Genomic DNA, 14,866 nt, shown 5'->3' on the forward strand with positions numbered 1-14,866 from the left:
GCCGCCCAGCCGGACGTCGACCACGCGTCCGTCGGTCAGGCGCGCTCCGCAGAGCAGCAGTGCCGCCGGTTCGGCGGGACCGGGCGTGGAGGAGGGCGACGGGTTGGGCTGCTGGGGAGGCGGCTGGCTGTCGGACATCGCGTTCCTGAGGGTCCGGATCCGGGTGCGGCTGCGGGAGGGCGCCGGCGGCGGCCTCGGGAGAGGAAACGATTACGTGGTGTGACCGACCCTAGGGCGGCGACTCGCCGACCCCCGGGAGGAGCGCAATAGTCGTACCGGCGTGGTGCGGCCCGGGGCGGGGCCCGCGGAGCGGGGGCGAGGACGGGGCGGGAGGGGCTCGGCGGGGCGTGGCTCCGGCCGGCCGAGGGCTCTTCGGGACATCCCGGCGCAGGACGCCGGGAAACGGATTTGGGGGATCGGCGGGCGACCGTGTAATGTCTTCCTCGCTCGCCCCAATAGCTCAGTCGGTAGAGCGTCTCCATGGTAAGGAGAAGGTCTACGGTTCGATTCCGTATTGGGGCTCAGGTGAGAGAGGTTCCCGTCGCAAGACGGGAACCGATCGATCCGCAGCGGTGTAGCTCAGTCGGTAGAGCAAGCGGCTCATAATCGCTGTGTCACCGGTTCAAGTCCGGTCACCGCTACTCTTAGTAGCCGATTGCGGGGTCGGTCCTTCGGTCGGCTACTATTTTTCTGTCTGCGTTAGTTCGTCCCATCCGTTCGTCAAGGAGCACTTCACGTGGCTGCCACCGACGTCCGCCCGAAGATCACGCTGGCCTGCGTGGAGTGCAAGGAGCGGAACTACATCACCAAGAAGAACCGGCGTAACAACCCGGATCGCCTGGAGATGAAGAAGCACTGCCCGCGTTGCAATGCGCACACCGCGCACCGCGAGACGCGATAAACAGGCTCGTACGTGAGGCCGTCCCCGTCAGGGGGCGGCCTTTCGTCGTTCCACGACATCCGGCACGCCGTGTCGTTCTAGGGTTACCGCAGCAAGCACAGGCAGCAGGAGGTGGCGCCCATGGCGCTGGACCAGTCGTTCGTCGGGCGGACCTACCCGCCCACCGACCCCTACGAGGTCGGCCGGGAGAAGATCCGCGAGTTCGCGGCGTCCATCGGCGACGCGAACCCCGCGTACACGGACCCGGAGGCCGCCAAGGCCCTCGGCCACCCCGATGTGATCGCCCCGCCGACCTTCGTGTTCGCGATCTCGTTCAAGGCCGCCCACCGTGTGATCCACGACCCGGAGCTGGGCCTCGACTACAGCCGAGTGGTCCACGGCGACCAGAAGTTCGCCTACCGCCGCCCCGTGCGCGCCGGCGACCGGCTCACCGTGACCACCACCATCGACGCCGTCAAGTCGCTGGCCGGCAACGACATCCTGGACATCCGCGGTGACGTGCACGACGAGATGGGCGAGCTCGTGGTGACCGCCTGGACCAAGCTGGTGGCCCGCGCCGCCGAGGAGGGATGACGAGGATGACGGCCAAGGTCGCGTACGCCGACGTGGAGGTCGGCACCGAACTGCCCGCGCAGGTCTTCACCGTGACCCGCGCCACACTGGTCGAGTACGCCGGCGCGTCCGGCGACTTCAACCCGATCCACTGGAACGAGAAGTTCGCCAAGGAGGTCGGGCTGCCGGACGTCATCGCGCACGGCATGTTCACCATGGCCGAGGCGGGTCGCGTGGTCACCGACTGGGCCGGAGACCCGGGCGCGGTCGTCGAGTACGGGGTCCGCTTCACCAAGCCGGTCCCCGTCCCCAACGACGACGAGGGCGCCACGATCGAGGTCAGCGGCAAGGTCGCGGCCAAGCTCGACGACAACCGGGTCCGCGTCGACCTCACCGCCACGCACGCCGGGCAGAAGGTCCTCGGCATGTCCCGCGCGGTGGTCCGGCTCGCCTGAGCACCGCCTGGGCACCACCTGGGCACCGTCGCGCGCCGGGCGGCGGCGCCGTCATGTGCCGAGGCCGGGCGGCGGCGCCACCGCGTGCCGCCCGGCCCGCCGCGTAGGCTGGGCGGCGTGCTGGAACGACATGACGCCCCGCTCGCCCCGCTGACCACCTTCCGTCTCGGCGGGCCGGCCCGCCGGCTGATCACCGCGACCACCGACGCCGAGGTGATCGAAGCCGTCCGCGAGGCCGACGCCACCGGCACGCCGCTGCTGGTCATCGGCGGCGGGTCCAACCTGGTCGTCGGCGACAAGGGCTTCGAGGGCACCGCCCTGCACATCGCCACCAGCGGTTTCTCCCTCGACGGCACCCGGCTGGAGCTGGCCGCCGGCGAGGTCTGGTCCGCGGCGGTGGCCCGTACCGTGGACGCCGGCCTGGCTGGCGTCGAGTGCCTGTCGGGCATCCCCGGTTCGGCGGGCGCCACGCCCATCCAGAACGTCGGCGCCTACGGCCAGGAGGTCTCCTCCACCATCACCGAGGTGATCGCCTACGACCGTGCGGCCGGCGGGACCGTCGCCCTCTCCAACGAGGAGTGCGCGTTCTCCTACCGGCACAGCCGCTTCAAGGCCGACCCGGACCGCTACGTGGTGCTGCGCGTCCGGTTCGAGCTGGAGGACGCCGCGGGCATGTCCGCGCCCGTGAAGTACCCCGAGACGGCCCGGGCGCTGGGCGTCGAGGCCGGCGACCGGGTGCCGCTGGAGCTGGCCCGGGAGACGGTGCTCAAGCTGCGATCCGGCAAGGGCATGGTGCTGGACGCCGAGGACCACGACACCTGGTCGGCCGGGTCCTTCTTCACCAACCCGATCCTCACCGACGCCGCCTTCGCGGTCTTCCGCGAGCGGGTCCGCGAACGCCTCGGCGACGACGCGGCGCCCCCGGCGTACCCGGCCGGGGAGGGCCGCACCAAGACCTCCGCCGCGTGGCTCATCGACAAGGCCGGCTTCACCAAGGGCTACGGCACCGGACCGGCCCGCATCTCCACCAAGCACACCCTGGCGCTCACCAACCGGGGCACCGCCACCACCGAGGACCTGCTCACCCTCGCCCGCGAGGTCGTGGACGGGGTCCGCGCGGCGTTCGGCATCACCCTGGTCAACGAGCCGGTGATGGTGGGCGTCGGCCTCTGACCCGCCGCCGGGGCCTCATGCCGGGGTGGTCAGCCAGGTGTCGATGCCGGCCAGCAGACGGGAGCGCACCTCGGGCGGCGCGGCCGAGCCGCGGACCGACTGACGGGCCAGCTCGGCCAGCTCCGCGTCGTCGAACCCGTGGTGCCGCCGCGCGATCTCGTACTGCGCGGCCAGCCGGGAACCGAACAGCAGCGGGTCGTCCGCGCCCAGCGCCAGCGGGACCCCCGCGTCGAACATGGTGCGCAGCGGGACCTCCTCCGGCTTGTCGAAGACCCCGAGCGCCACGTTGGACGAGGGGCAGACCTCGCAGGTGATCTGCCGGTCCGCCAGCCGCCGCAGCAGCCGCGGGTCCTCCGCGGCCCGCACGCCGTGGCCGATCCGGGTGGCCTCCAGGTCGTCCAGACAGTCCCGCACCGACGCCGGCCCGGTCAGCTCGCCGCCGTGCGGGGCCGCCAGCAGCCCGCCCTCCCTCGCGATCGCGAAGGCCCGGTCGAAGTCACGGGCCATGCCGCGCCGCTCGTCGTTGGAGAGTCCGAAGCCGACGACGCCCCGGTCCGCGTACCGGACCGCCAGCCGGGCCAGCGTCCGCGCGTCCAGGGGGTGCTTCATCCGGTTCGCCGCCACCAGGACCCGGATCCCCAGGCCCGTCTCCCGGGCGGCCGAGTCCACCGCGTCGAGGATGACCTCCATGGTGGGGAGCAGGCCGCCCAGCCGCGGGGCGTAGGAGGTCGGGTCCACCTGGATCTCCAGCCACCCCGAGCCGTCCCGGACGTCCTCCTCGGCGGCCTCGCGGACCAGCCGGCGGATGTCCTCCTCGTCCCGCAGGCAGTTCCGGGCGGCGTCGTAGAGCCGCTGGAAGCGGAACCAGCCGCGCTCGTCGGTGGCGCGCAGCTCCGGGGGCTCCGCCCCGGTCAGCGCCTCCGGCAGGCGGACGCCGTGCTTGTCGGCCAGTTCGAGCAGGGTCTGGGGGCGCATCGAACCGGTGAAGTGCAGGTGCAGATGAGCCTTCGGCAGCTTGGTGAGATCACGTACGCGCTCCATTGGCCGATCCTGCCGTACTCCCATGGCTCACTCCTACCCCGTTCCCCTTTCGAGACGTTGCCCGAACGAAAAAACGGGGCAGTGCGTGTGGTCACGCACTGCCCCGTCACGGGTGCCCGACGGCTCAGTCGCGGGCCTCCGCCAGGAGCTTCTGGATCCGGCTGACGCCCTCGGCCAGGTCCTCGTCGCCCAGCGCGTAGGACAGCCGCAGGTAGCCCGGGGTGCCGAAGGCCTCGCCCGGGACGACCGCGACCTCCACCTCCTCCAGGATCAGCGCGGCCAGCTCGACCGAGTTCTGCGGCCGCCTGCCGCGGATCTCCTTGCCGATCAGCGCCTTCACCGACGGGTACGCGTAGAACGCGCCCTCCGGCTCCGGGCAGACCACGCCGTCGATCTCGTTCAGCATCCGCACGATGGTCCGGCGGCGGCGGTCGAAGGCCTCGCGCATCTTCTCCACGGCGGCCAGGTCGCCGGAGACGGCGGCCAGCGCGGCGGCCTGGGCCACGTTGGACACGTTCGAGGTGGCGTGCGACTGCAGATTGGTCGCGGCCTTGACGACGTCCTTGGGGCCGATGATCCAGCCCACCCGCCAGCCGGTCATCGCGTACGTCTTGGCGACGCCGTTGACCACGATGCACTTGTCGCGCAGCTCCGGCAGCAGGGCCGGGAGCGAGGTGAAGACGGCGTCGCCGTAGACCAGGTGCTCGTAGATCTCGTCGGTCAGCACCCACAGGCCGTGCTCGACGGCCCAGCGGCCGATCGCCTCGGCGTCCTCACGGCTGTAGACCGCGCCGGTCGGGTTCGACGGGGAGACGAACAGGACGACCTTGGTGCGCTCGGTGCGGGCCGCCTCCAGCTGCTCCACCGAGACCCGGTAGCCGGTGGTCTCGTCCGCGACGACCTCGACCGGCACGCCGCCGGCCAGACGGATCGACTCGGGGTAGGTGGTCCAGTACGGGGCGGGGACGATGACCTCGTCGCCCGGGTCCAGGATCGCGGCGAAGGCCTCGTAGATGGCCTGCTTGCCGCCGTTGGTGACCAGCACCTGCGCGGGGTCGACCTCGTAGCCGGAGTCGCGCAGCGTCTTCGCGGCGATCGCGGCCTTCAGCTCGGGCAGGCCGCCGGCCGGGGTGTAGCGGTGGAACTTCGGGTTCTTGCAGGCCTCGATCGCGGCCTCGACGATGTAGTCCGGCGTCGGGAAGTCGGGCTCGCCGGCGCCGAAGCCGATCACCGGGCGCCCGGCGGCCTTGAGGGCCTTGGCCTTGGCGTCGACGGCGAGGGTCGCGGACTCGGAGATCGCGCCGATGCGGGCGGACACCCGGCGCTCGGTCGGAGAGGTAGCTGCGCTCATGAACGTCATGGTTTCAGAAAGGAAACCGCGGCGGCATCCAGGTTCGCGGAGTGAACAAGAGGTGCACAAGCGTCCGTATCCGGGCCGTCGGCCGGAAGCATCCGCCGAGGTCGGCGCGGTTCGCGGAATTTACTGTTCGACGCGGGGCCCGAGAACACGTACACTCTCACCTCGTTGGACACCGACGGACCGTGCTGGTCGGGAGCTTGCGAGGCACCCGATCCCATGCGGTAGGTTGGTGGACACCACAAAGGGTCGTAGCTCAATTGGTAGAGCACTGGTCTCCAAAACCAGCGGTTGGGGGTTCAAGTCCCTCCGGCCCTGCTACACACACCTAGCCAGGTTGTGTGCGCATGTCAGTACTGCTATGCACCGCCGTGCGGCTCATACCGGGCTCGTGCACGGCATGACCCGGGATTCAGGTGAGGACGAGTGACGGACGCCGTGGGCTCCATCGACATGCCTGATGCCCAGGACGACGAAGAGAAGAAGCCGCGCAAGGGCGGCAAGCGCGCCAAGAAGGGCCCGCTGAAGCGCCTGGCGCTCTTCTACCGCCAGATCGTCGCGGAGCTCCGCAAGGTCGTCTGGCCCACCCGCAGTCAGCTCACCACGTACACCACGGTCGTGATCATATTCGTGGTGGTCATGATCGGTCTGGTCACGGTGATCGACTTCGGCCTCGACGAGGCCGCGCGTCTCGTCTTCGGCTGACCGGCCCGCTCCTGACACCGCATCGCAGACAGGGCGTCGTGAAAACGGCGCCCTTGTTCGCGTCCTGGCCCGGTGTTCATGAACACCTGACAGGGACGAATCGTCCGCTAGGCTGAACCCCAGTGTTCCGTCGGACCGTCGATCTTCCTCCTGCGAGGGACCGGCGGAAAGCGCCCCCGGCAGGCGGCGCCCACGGAACGGCATCAACCCCCATGTACCCAGGAAGAAGCAGCCACCGTGTCTGACCCGAACCTGAACGACGCCAGCGAGTCGGTCGAGAACGTCGAGGACGAGCTCGAGATCGTCGAGGGCGCGGACACCGAGGACACCGAGACCTCCGCCGAGGTCGAGGCTGCCGACGCCGACGTCGAGGACGTCGAAGAGGCGTCCGAGGGTGCCGACGAGGAGTCGGAGGATGCCGCGGGCGAGGCCGAGGAGGCCGAGGAGGAGACCGAGGCCGGCGAGGTCGTCGACCCCGTCGCCGCCCTCCGCGAGGAACTGCGCACGCTGCCCGGCGACTGGTACGTCATCCACACGTACGCCGGTTACGAGAAGCGCGTGAAGGCCAACCTCGAGCAGCGTGCCGTCTCGCTGAACGTCGAGGAGTTCATCTACCAGGCCGAGGTCCCCGAGGAAGAGATCGTCCAGATCAAGAACGGCGAGCGGAAGACGGTCAAGCAGAACAAGCTGCCCGGCTACGTCCTCGTCCGGATGGACCTGACGAACGAGTCCTGGGGCGTCGTCCGCAACACCCCCGGCGTCACCGGCTTCGTGGGCAACGCCTACGACCCGTACCCGCTGTCGCTGGACGAGATCGTGAAGATGCTCGCCCCCGAGGCCGAGGCCAAGGCCGCCCGCGAGGCCGCCGAGGCCGAGGGCAAGCCGGCCCCGCAGCGCAAGGTCGAGGTCCAGGTCCTGGACTTCGAGGTGGGCGACTCCGTCACCGTCACCGACGGCCCCTTCGCGACCCTCCAGGCGACGATCAACGAGATCAACGCCGACTCGAAGAAGGTCAAGGGCCTGGTCGAGATCTTCGGCCGCGAGACCCCGGTCGAGCTGTCCTTCGACCAGATCCAGAAGAACTGATCCAAAGTCTTCCGAAACAGGTCGGACGGCACACTTCGGTGGCCGTCTGACCTGCTCGGTTTTCAGCCGCACATGGATACCCGTTATCGTGGTGCGGTATGCCTCCATCCGGCTGATTCGGATGGTCGGCTCAAACCTCTCACTAAGACCCGGAGAGAGAGCACATGCCTCCCAAGAAGAAGAAGGTCACGGGGCTCATCAAGCTCCAGATCAACGCCGGCGCGGCCAACCCGGCTCCGCCGGTCGGCCCCGCGCTGGGCCAGCACGGCGTCAACATCATGGAGTTCTGCAAGGCCTACAACGCCGCGACCGAGTCGCAGCGTGGCTGGGTCATCCCGGTGGAGATCACGGTCTACGAGGACCGTTCCTTCACCTTCGTGACCAAGACTCCGCCGGCCGCGAAGATGATCCTCAAGGCCGCGGGCGTGGAAAAGGGCTCCGGCGAGCCGCACAAGACCAAGGTCGCGAAGATCACCGACGCGCAGGTCCGTGAGATCGCCACGACCAAGATGCCCGACCTCAACGCCAACGACATCGACGCCGCCGCGAAGATCATCGCCGGCACCGCCCGTTCCATGGGCATCACCGTCGAAGGCTGATCCACCCCCGTAGTCATTGACGTGGAAGGGCCTGCTCGGCCCGGACCACGACTCCTCTCAGTACTCAGGAGCAGAAGTGAGCAAGCGCAGCAAGTCTCTCCGCGCTGCGGACGCCAAGGTCGACCGGGACAAGCTCTACGCCCCGCTCGAGGCCGTCCGTCTCGCCAAGGAGACCTCCACGACCAAGTTCGACGGCACCGTCGAGGTCGCCTTCCGTCTGGGTGTCGACCCGCGCAAGGCCGACCAGATGGTCCGTGGCACCGTGAACCTCCCGCACGGCACCGGTAAGACCGCCCGGGTCCTGGTCTTCGCGACCGGCGACCGTGCCGAGGCCGCGCGTGCCGCGGGCGCCGACATCGTCGGCGCCGACGAGCTCATCGACGAGGTCTCCAAGGGCCGCCTGGACTTCGACGCCGTCGTCGCCACCCCGGACCTCATGGGCAAGGTCGGCCGCCTCGGCCGCGTGCTCGGTCCGCGTGGTCTGATGCCGAACCCGAAGACCGGCACCGTCACCATGGACACCGCCAAGGCCGTCACCGAGATCAAGGGCGGCAAGATCGAGTTCCGGGTCGACAAGCACTCGAACCTGCACTTCATCATCGGCAAGACGTCCTTCGACGACACCAAGCTGGTGGAGAACTACGGCGCGGCGCTGGAGGAGATCCTGCGTCTGAAGCCGTCCGCCGCGAAGGGTCGCTACATCAAGAAGGCCGCGATCTCCACGACGATGGGTCCTGGCATTCCGCTGGACTCCAACCGCACGCGGAACCTGCTCGTCGAGGAGGACCCGGCTGCGGTCTGAGCCTGACGCTCACCGCCCGTCGGTTTCTCCGGTGGCCCCGCCTCCCTTCCCGGGAGGCGGGGCCACCGCCGTTTTCTCCCCGCCGTCCGTGCCGCCGGGGTGGGGCCCCGTCCGCGCGGCCGGAGTGCTCGGGGCGCCTGCCGTGTGAGCCGGGGGCCGGGAAGGCTTGCCCCGAACCTCCGCGGCGACCTCTCCGCTCGCCCATGCTCCTGCGCGCGGATGCCCGACCGTCCCTGCGTTGCGTTGCGTTGCGTTCGCGTGCAGCGCCGTCCTGTCCCCGCAGACGCGTACCCGACCGCCCTCACGGGACCGAAGCCCCGCCATGCCCCACCGTCCCGCAGGCCACCCCACCGCACCACCGCACCACCGCCACCACGCCCCCCACGGGGCCGCCCCGCTCCCCCGCCGCCTGCCCGGATGCGGTGGCCGCGACCGCGATCGTCGGGCCTATCCCGATCCGCAGATCGACACCCAGCCGCGATATCGAACGGATGCGCAGCACCTCTCCGAGCCGCCGCACCTCCTCGATCCGTCCGCCGTCCACCCCGTGGCACCGCAGGGCTCCCCGCAGGTCCACCAGCGCGGCGGAGGGGGGCGAAGCCTGCACGACGGGGGAGAGATCCCCCAGCAGTTCCAGGACCTGCCGGTAGACCGCCTCGGGCAACCGCTCGGGACAGCGCACATGCATCACACACCCCGTGCCGGTTCCGGCCCCGCCGCTGCTGGTCATCGTTCCCACCTCCCCCTCCACGTTATCGAACTAAAATTCGAACACGCGAATCTTTCACCCTGCCGCCCCGGCCGCCCCGGTCGCCCCGGTCGCCCAGAAGTCGATCTCCTTGCTCTCCACGGTCCCCGCGGTGCGCCCCGGCGCCTTCTGGAAGGACCAGTAGAGGTTGGTGTGGGCGATCACCCGGGCGGGCTCGGGCGCGCCCCACCGCGTGAGGTCCTCGGTGGTGTGGGCGTCGGAGACGAGCACCGCGTCGTATCCGCGGGCCAGAGCCCCGTGCAGGGTCGACCGTATGCACATGTCGGTCTGCGCCCCCGTCACGAAGACCCGCCCGACACCTCGCTCGGCCAGCACCGCCTCCAGCCTGGTGGCCTCGAACGCGTCCCCGTACTCCTTCTCCACCACCGGCTCACCCTCGGCCCGCCGGAGCTCCGGCACGATCTGCCAGCCGTCGCCGCCCGCCGGCATCTCCTCGTCCTGGTGACGCACCCACACCACGGGGATCCGCTCGGCGCGCGCCTTCTCCACCAGCTCCCCGATGACCCCCACGACCGCGTCCCGCTCGTACGCCCGCGCCACCACGTCGTTCTGCACGTCGACGACCAGCAGTGCGCTCTTCAGCCGGTTCTCCAGAGTGCTCATGACGGCTCCCCCATCTCGCTTCCACATCCGACTGTGACCCGGACCACGCTACTGGCCGCCACCGACAACGCCCCTCCCCCGGCGCGGGCCACGACGCGGACCCGACCGCGGGCGGCGGCACGGGCGCCCGCGACGACACACGCCGCGCCCCCACCCCGCGGGCCGCACCGCGACGAAGGACGGCCGAGTGAACGTTCATGCAGGTCAACGCGTGCGGAAACAGGACAACACCTTCGATTGACTGCCACTTTGTCCGGCATGTCCGTTCTTTCCTGGCGCGCCCCACTGCCGATGATCGTCGGGCCTCCCCCTCCCGACGAAAGGCCTGCCCCATGTCCTCCGCCGTCGCACGGATGGATCTCCCACCCCTGTTCTGTCCTCTGGAGTCCGCCGTCCACCCCCGGGTCGCAGTCGTCGAGGAACGCGCCACCCGCTGGATCACCGAGAGCGGCATGTGCGCGACGGAGGAGGAGCGGGCGTGGGCGGTCGCCAGCCACAGCGCCGACTTCTTCTCCCGCTTCGCGCCCGACGCGCAGGACCAGGACCGCCTGCTGGCCGCCGCGCTGTGGGTGTACTGGGGCTTCGCCTTCGACGACGCCCGTTGCGACCGCGGTCCGCTCAGCCGCCGGCCGGCCGAGTTCAACGTCCTGGCGGGGCAGGTCCAGCGGGCCTGCGAGGCGGTCACGGCGACCGGCGAGGACCGCTTCGTCGGAGCGCTGCAGGACATCGTGGGCCGGTTCCGGGCCCTGTGCCCGGCGCCCCAGGTCCGCCGCTTCGCGCACGCCCACCGGGCCTGGCTGTCCGGGGTGGCCTGGCAGGTGGGCAACCACGCCGCGGGCCGCATGCCGGACCTGGACGACTTCCTGGCCATGCGCCTGCTCTCCTCCGGCGGCGAGCCGACGTTCGCCCTGCTGGAGCTGGCCAACGGGATCGAGGTGCCCGGCGGCGAGATGCACCGCCCGGCGGTGCGCGCCCTCACCGAGATGGCGATCATGGTGGCCGCCCTGGACAACGACCGGCACTCGCTGGTCAAGGAGTCCGTCCGCGACCAGGCGGACCAGAACATCTACACGGTCCTGATGAAGCACCGCGCACTCACCCTGCCGCAGGCGGTGGAGGAGGCGAACGCGCTCCGGGACCGCGTCCTGCTGCGTTTCCTGCGGCTGCACGACCAGGTGCGCCCGGCCGCCGGGGAGGATCTGGCCCGCTACCTGCAGGGGCTGAGGTACGGGATCCGGGGCAACAACGAGTGGGGGCTGCGGGTGCCCCGCTACCTCAGCCGTGGCCACTGGCCGGACGAGTGGGAGGACCTCACGGTGACCTGGGCGGACCGGCCGTCCGACAGCCGGCCCGGCCCGGTCGCCGGGGCGCCGTCGGTGGCCTGGTGGTGGGACCCGGACCTCGCCTGAACCATGCGCCGCCCGGAACGCGCCTCGCCCGGACCCAGCGCCGACCCGGAGCCGGCGAGCCCCGGCCCGGTGAGATCCGGCCCGGACCCGGTGAGATCCGGGCCGGGCCGCGTCCGGACGCTCAGCGCCGGGAGGCCATCACCAGCGTCCACCATGGTCCGCCGCGCCCCCGCGCCACTCCCACGCCGGCGTGGGAGTACCGGCAGCCGAGGATGATCGCCCGGTGCGGGGCACTGCGCATCCAGGAGCGGACCGCCTCGAGCGGTCCCGCCGGACCCGCGACGAGGTTCTCCCCCACCATGCCCGGACGGTATCCGGCGGCCCGGACCCGGTCCCCGGGAGAGGTGCCCCCCTGGCCACGGTGGCTCAGCCGGCCGAGCCGGGACAGGTGGGAACTGTGCCCGGCGGCCGCCCGGTGAAGCGCCCGCCGTCCGCTGACGGGGCGGCATCCCGCCTGTCGGCGGTACTGGTTGACGGCGGTGATGACACGGGAGCGTGCCGACGCCCGCACCGGCCCCTGAGGGCCGGGACGTGACGGAGCGGCACCCTCGCCCGGGCCATGGGGCCGCCCGTACCCGCCTGCCGACAGCCAGGGCGCCGAAGGACGGGGCGTCCAGGGCTGCACGTGGTAGGGAGGCGGCGGCTCGGGCATCGGCTGCCCCGCCCACGACGGCGTCGCGGTGAGAGCGACCATCGCGAGGGCGATCCGCGCGACCGCTCCCGCTCTCCGTACCCCGGCCATCTCGTTTCCTTTCACAGGTCATCGGTTTTCCCGCGTATTCTGACACGCCTCGGCCGGCGCAATTCAAATCGGTCCGCACCCATTCGGGGGAAAAAGCCACCGGGCGGCCGCCCGGGGAACCCGGACGGAATGGATTTCACTAGACTCCCGGATGCAACTCCCCTTCCCTCTCCTTTTCCGGAGGATTTCGCGATGTCCGTCACGCGCCGTCTCGCGGCGCTCTTCCTGGCACTCCTCACCCTGTCCGCGCTCTCGGCCGGCGCCGCCGTGGCCCGGCCCGCGGACGGCCCTGACGGCCCCGGAGGCCACGAGGGCCAGCAGAGCCAGCAGGGCCAGGGGCGCCACGACCGCCCGTTCCGGCTCGGCCCCTTCGAGTTCCCGGAGAGCGGAAACGTCTCGGGTGGTTTCGCCTGGGATCTGGAGAACTGACAACTGATCCCCGGATGCCGGGAAAAGGCGGTGGAGTCCCCCCGGAACTCCACCGCCTTTTCTTTTTTTCAGGGCGCCGGAACCATTCAGCGCTCGAGGGTCGCCGCACTGGCGACGAGAACGAGAATCACGCATCCGAGGACGAGCAATGCGTCCCGGACGAAGATACCGGTGACCCCGGTGTGCGTGGCCGCCTCGGTGGCGGCCTGGACCGCGTAGGTCATCGGCATGACCTTGGCGACGGCGGACAGCACACCCTGCATCTCGTCCCGCGGCACGAACAGACCGCAGACCAGGAACTGCGGCAGCACGCCCGCCGGGAGGAACTGCACCGCCTGGAACTCGTTGCGGGCGAAGGCGCTCACCAGGAGGCCCAGGGCCAGCCCGAGCAGCGCGCCGAACATGGCGATGATCATCAACAGGTAGGGAGGCCCCTTGATGTCCAGACCGAGCGGCCCCACCGCCAGCAGGGTGGAGAGCACCGCCTGGAGGAGCGCGAGGAAGGAGAAGGCGAGGCTGTAGCCCAGCACGATGTCCAGCCGCTGCACCGGCATGGTCAGCAACCGCTCGGCGGTCCCGGTGGTGCGCTCCCGGAGCGTGGAGACGGAGGCCACCAGGTACATCACGATCACCGGAAAGATCCCGAACACCTGCGGCCCCACCCGCTCGAAGGCGTCCTCCGCGTCGTGGAACATCAGCTTCAGCAGCACCATCAGCATGCAGGGGATGCCCAGCAGCAGCGCCGTGCTGCCCCGGTCGCGGGAGATCTGCTGCAGCACCCGGACCGCCGTGGCGCCGGTGATGGTCGGCGAGAACGGCAGGCGGCCGGCCCTGCGTCGTCCGTGGCTCACGACAGCACGTCCGCGGGCAGCGGGGTGCGGGCGCCGTCCGGCTCGCCCGGCCGCGCGATCAGCGGGGGCAGGAAGGGTTCCGCGGCGCGCTGCCTCGCCCGCTCCTCCGCGGCCGCCGCCGACCTCACCAGGTGCATGAACGCCTCCTCGACGCCCGTGCACCCGGTGTGCCGCAGCAGCGACTGCCGGTCGGCGCCGGCCAGGAGGCGCCCGGCCCGCATCAGCAGCAGCCAGTCGCAGCGGTCGGCCTCGTCCATCACATGGCTGGACACCAGCAGCGTGGCGCCCTCGGCGGCGAGACGCTGGAACACCTGCCACAGCTCCCGCCGCACCATGGGATCCAGGCCCACGGTCGGCTCGTCCATGACCAGCAGGTCCGGCCGGTTGAGCAGCGCCACGGCGAGCGACACCCGGGAGTACTGGCCGCCGGAGAGCCGGCAGACCATCTTGTCGGCGTAGGAGGTGAGCGCGACCTCCTTCACCACACGGACCACGGCGTCCTCCCGACGCCAGCCGCGCAGTCCCAGCGCGGCGGAGAAGTAACGGAGGTTCTCCAGGACGGTGAGGTCCCCGTACACCGAGGGGGCCTGGGTGACGTACCCGACGCGGGTACGCAGTCTGGGCGAGCCGGCGGGGTGCCCCAGCACCTGCACATGGCCGTGGGTCGCCTCCTGGACCCCGACGACCGAGCGCAGCAGGGTCGTCTTTCCGCAGCCGCTGGGACCGAGGAGGCCGACGATGGCTCCCCGCGGGATGGTGAAGCCGACGTTCTTCAGCAGAGTGTGGGCGCCGCGTTCCACGCCCAGTCCGTAGGCAGCCACGGCCGGGAGGTCACCCGGCGCTGCGCTGTGGTCGTTGTAGTGCACGTCCCCTGTGTTCCGTCGTCAGCGATGTCGGGCCCGGGCCGAGCGCGACGGGCGTTCGGCCGCCGCCTTCCCAACGGCCTTGCTCCGTCCAGGTAACGGCAGTTCGGCCGTCGGAGGGTAATGGCGGTTCCGCCGTCGGAGCGGTCAGCAGTCGCGCCGGGTGACGGCGTCCGCGACCTCCTGGAGCAGCCGGTAGGCCTCGGCGGTGGGGCGCGCGCAGGACAACGCCCGCAAGGCCCGGGAGAGTTGCCGCGCGGCCTCCCGCTCCGCGGCCTCCCGGCCGCCCGCCTCCTCCACGAGGCGGCGCAGGACCTCGGTGGCGGGGCCGCCCTCGGCGTCGGGTGCCGCGTAGAACGATCGCAACCGCCGGGAGGCGGGCCCGCCCTCGGCCAGCGCGGCCACCACGGGCAAGGACTTCTTGCGCGCGGCCAGGTCCGCCCCCGCCGGTTTGGCGGTGCGCCGCGGGTCGCCCCACAGGCCGATCAGGTCGTCGATCAGCTGGAAGGCGAGTCCGGCCTGGCGGCCG

Annotated in this window: 18 protein-coding genes, 3 tRNA genes and 1 pseudogene; 13 read left to right on the forward strand and 9 right to left on the reverse strand. The window is 70.9% G+C overall.

What is annotated here, in order from left to right:
* Positions 1-138 (reverse strand): annotated as a pseudogene (locus HW445_RS33320) (hydrolase); the annotation flags it as partial.
* 311 nt (positions 139-449) lie between these two features.
* Between HW445_RS33320 and HW445_RS05570 the strand changes: the two are divergent.
* From HW445_RS05570 to HW445_RS05595, 6 genes are all read left to right on the forward strand, one after another.
* Positions 450-522, forward strand: a tRNA-Thr gene (locus HW445_RS05570).
* A 46-nt stretch (positions 523-568) separates the two neighbouring features.
* Positions 569-641: transfer RNA gene (locus HW445_RS05575), tRNA-Met, on the forward strand.
* A gap of 95 nt (positions 642-736) precedes the next feature.
* Positions 737-901: a 50S ribosomal protein L33 gene (rpmG, locus tag HW445_RS05580; RefSeq protein WP_003948671.1), complete on the forward strand. Its 165-nt coding sequence runs from the start codon at positions 737-739 to the stop codon at positions 899-901.
* Between the two features lie 120 nt (positions 902-1,021).
* Positions 1,022-1,474, forward strand: a complete 453-nt coding sequence (locus HW445_RS05585) for a MaoC family dehydratase N-terminal domain-containing protein (protein ID WP_180219918.1) — start codon at positions 1,022-1,024, stop codon at positions 1,472-1,474.
* 5 nt (positions 1,475-1,479) lie between these two features.
* Complete coding sequence (locus HW445_RS05590; protein WP_180219930.1) at positions 1,480-1,908, forward strand: MaoC family dehydratase; 429 nt, start codon at positions 1,480-1,482, stop codon at positions 1,906-1,908.
* 117 nt (positions 1,909-2,025) lie between these two features.
* Positions 2,026-3,081, forward strand: a complete 1,056-nt coding sequence (locus HW445_RS05595) for a UDP-N-acetylmuramate dehydrogenase (protein ID WP_180219919.1) — start codon at positions 2,026-2,028, stop codon at positions 3,079-3,081.
* A gap of 15 nt (positions 3,082-3,096) precedes the next feature.
* Here the strand turns inward: HW445_RS05595 and HW445_RS05600 are convergent, their stop codons facing one another.
* Together HW445_RS05600 and HW445_RS05605 are read right to left on the reverse strand one after the other, a co-directional pair.
* Positions 3,097-4,122: an adenosine deaminase gene (locus HW445_RS05600; RefSeq protein ID WP_180219920.1), complete on the reverse strand. Its 1,026-nt coding sequence runs from the start codon at positions 4,120-4,122 to the stop codon at positions 3,097-3,099.
* Positions 4,123-4,246: 124 nt separating this feature from the next.
* On the reverse strand, positions 4,247-5,473 hold the full coding sequence (locus HW445_RS05605; protein ID WP_180219921.1) for a pyridoxal phosphate-dependent aminotransferase: 1,227 nt from the start codon (positions 5,471-5,473) through the stop codon (positions 4,247-4,249).
* A 251-nt stretch (positions 5,474-5,724) separates the two neighbouring features.
* Here HW445_RS05605 and HW445_RS05610 point away from each other — a divergent pair.
* The 5 genes from HW445_RS05610 (at position 5,725) to rplA (ending at position 8,671) form a co-directional block, all read left to right on the forward strand.
* Positions 5,725-5,797, forward strand: a tRNA-Trp gene (locus HW445_RS05610).
* 108 nt (positions 5,798-5,905) lie between these two features.
* Positions 5,906-6,184 (forward strand): preprotein translocase subunit SecE, encoded by a 279-nt coding sequence (secE, locus tag HW445_RS05615; RefSeq protein ID WP_180219922.1) that lies wholly within the window; start codon positions 5,906-5,908, stop codon positions 6,182-6,184.
* A 237-nt stretch (positions 6,185-6,421) separates the two neighbouring features.
* Positions 6,422-7,270 (forward strand): transcription termination/antitermination protein NusG, encoded by an 849-nt coding sequence (nusG, locus tag HW445_RS05620; RefSeq protein ID WP_180219923.1) that lies wholly within the window; start codon positions 6,422-6,424, stop codon positions 7,268-7,270.
* 164 nt (positions 7,271-7,434) lie between these two features.
* Positions 7,435-7,869: a 50S ribosomal protein L11 gene (rplK, locus tag HW445_RS05625; RefSeq protein ID WP_108954835.1), complete on the forward strand. Its 435-nt coding sequence runs from the start codon at positions 7,435-7,437 to the stop codon at positions 7,867-7,869.
* 76 nt (positions 7,870-7,945) lie between these two features.
* Entirely contained in the window at positions 7,946-8,671 is a 726-nt protein-coding gene (rplA, locus tag HW445_RS05630; RefSeq protein WP_180219924.1) for a 50S ribosomal protein L1, read from the forward strand.
* Between the two features lie 301 nt (positions 8,672-8,972).
* On the opposite strand, the gene HW445_RS05635 is transcribed toward rplA, so the two are convergent.
* The gene (locus HW445_RS05635) at positions 8,973-9,401 is read right to left on the reverse strand and encodes a hypothetical protein (RefSeq protein WP_374939606.1); all 429 of its coding nucleotides are present in this window, start codon (positions 9,399-9,401) and stop codon (positions 8,973-8,975) included.
* A gap of 54 nt (positions 9,402-9,455) precedes the next feature.
* On the reverse strand, positions 9,456-10,043 hold the full coding sequence (locus HW445_RS05640) for a cysteine hydrolase family protein (protein ID WP_180219925.1): 588 nt from the start codon (positions 10,041-10,043) through the stop codon (positions 9,456-9,458).
* Between the two features lie 353 nt (positions 10,044-10,396).
* On the opposite strand from HW445_RS05640, the gene HW445_RS05645 reads away from it, so the two are divergent.
* Positions 10,397-11,452: a hypothetical protein gene (locus HW445_RS05645; protein WP_218956601.1), complete on the forward strand. Its 1,056-nt coding sequence runs from the start codon at positions 10,397-10,399 to the stop codon at positions 11,450-11,452.
* Positions 11,453-11,573: 121 nt separating this feature from the next.
* On the opposite strand, the gene HW445_RS05650 is transcribed toward HW445_RS05645, so the two are convergent.
* Complete coding sequence (locus HW445_RS05650; protein ID WP_180219927.1) at positions 11,574-12,194, reverse strand: CAP domain-containing protein; 621 nt, start codon at positions 12,192-12,194, stop codon at positions 11,574-11,576.
* Between the two features lie 192 nt (positions 12,195-12,386).
* On the opposite strand from HW445_RS05650, the gene HW445_RS05655 reads away from it, so the two are divergent.
* Positions 12,387-12,623, forward strand: coding sequence for a hypothetical protein (locus tag HW445_RS05655; protein ID WP_180219928.1), 237 nt, complete (start codon positions 12,387-12,389; stop codon positions 12,621-12,623).
* A gap of 86 nt (positions 12,624-12,709) precedes the next feature.
* On the opposite strand, the gene HW445_RS05660 is transcribed toward HW445_RS05655, so the two are convergent.
* The 3 genes from HW445_RS05660 to HW445_RS05670 all read right to left on the reverse strand — a co-directional run.
* Positions 12,710-13,474: an ABC transporter permease gene (locus tag HW445_RS05660; RefSeq protein WP_151774067.1), complete on the reverse strand. Its 765-nt coding sequence runs from the start codon at positions 13,472-13,474 to the stop codon at positions 12,710-12,712.
* Entirely contained in the window at positions 13,471-14,340 is an 870-nt protein-coding gene (locus HW445_RS05665; RefSeq protein ID WP_308798391.1) for an ABC transporter ATP-binding protein, read from the reverse strand. The genes HW445_RS05660 and HW445_RS05665 overlap by 4 nt, the downstream gene beginning before the upstream one ends.
* 144 nt (positions 14,341-14,484) lie before the next feature.
* Positions 14,485-14,866, reverse strand: a 382-nt coding sequence (locus tag HW445_RS05670; RefSeq protein ID WP_180219929.1) for a polyprenyl synthetase family protein, incomplete at its 5' end; no start/stop codon positions are given.

Source organism: Streptomyces sp. UH6, from assembly GCF_013421635.1.
Classification (GTDB): domain Bacteria; phylum Actinomycetota; class Actinomycetes; order Streptomycetales; family Streptomycetaceae; genus Streptomyces; species Streptomyces abyssomicinicus.

What these genes read in the sequence shown, in the direction of transcription:
- HW445_RS05650 (WP_180219927.1), bottom strand. Translation starts at nt 12,194, where the DNA reads ATGGCCGGGGTACGGAGAGCGGGAGCGGTCGCGCGGATCGCCCTCGCG.
- HW445_RS05635 (WP_374939606.1), bottom strand. Translation starts at nt 9,401, where the DNA reads ATGACCAGCAGCGGCGGGGCCGGAACCGGCACGGGGTGTGTGATGCAT.
- HW445_RS05645 (WP_218956601.1), top strand. Translation starts at nt 10,397, where the DNA reads ATGGATCTCCCACCCCTGTTCTGTCCTCTGGAGTCCGCCGTCCACCCC.
- HW445_RS05585 (WP_180219918.1), top strand. Translation starts at nt 1,022, where the DNA reads ATGGCGCTGGACCAGTCGTTCGTCGGGCGGACCTACCCGCCCACCGAC.
- HW445_RS05605 (WP_180219921.1), bottom strand. Translation starts at nt 5,473, where the DNA reads ATGAGCGCAGCTACCTCTCCGACCGAGCGCCGGGTGTCCGCCCGCATC.
- rplK (WP_108954835.1), top strand. Translation starts at nt 7,435, where the DNA reads ATGCCTCCCAAGAAGAAGAAGGTCACGGGGCTCATCAAGCTCCAGATC.
- HW445_RS05600 (WP_180219920.1), bottom strand. Translation starts at nt 4,122, where the DNA reads ATGGAGCGCGTACGTGATCTCACCAAGCTGCCGAAGGCTCATCTGCAC.
- HW445_RS05640 (WP_180219925.1), bottom strand. Translation starts at nt 10,043, where the DNA reads ATGAGCACTCTGGAGAACCGGCTGAAGAGCGCACTGCTGGTCGTCGAC.
- HW445_RS05655 (WP_180219928.1), top strand. Translation starts at nt 12,387, where the DNA reads ATGTCCGTCACGCGCCGTCTCGCGGCGCTCTTCCTGGCACTCCTCACC.
- HW445_RS05590 (WP_180219930.1), top strand. Translation starts at nt 1,480, where the DNA reads ATGACGGCCAAGGTCGCGTACGCCGACGTGGAGGTCGGCACCGAACTG.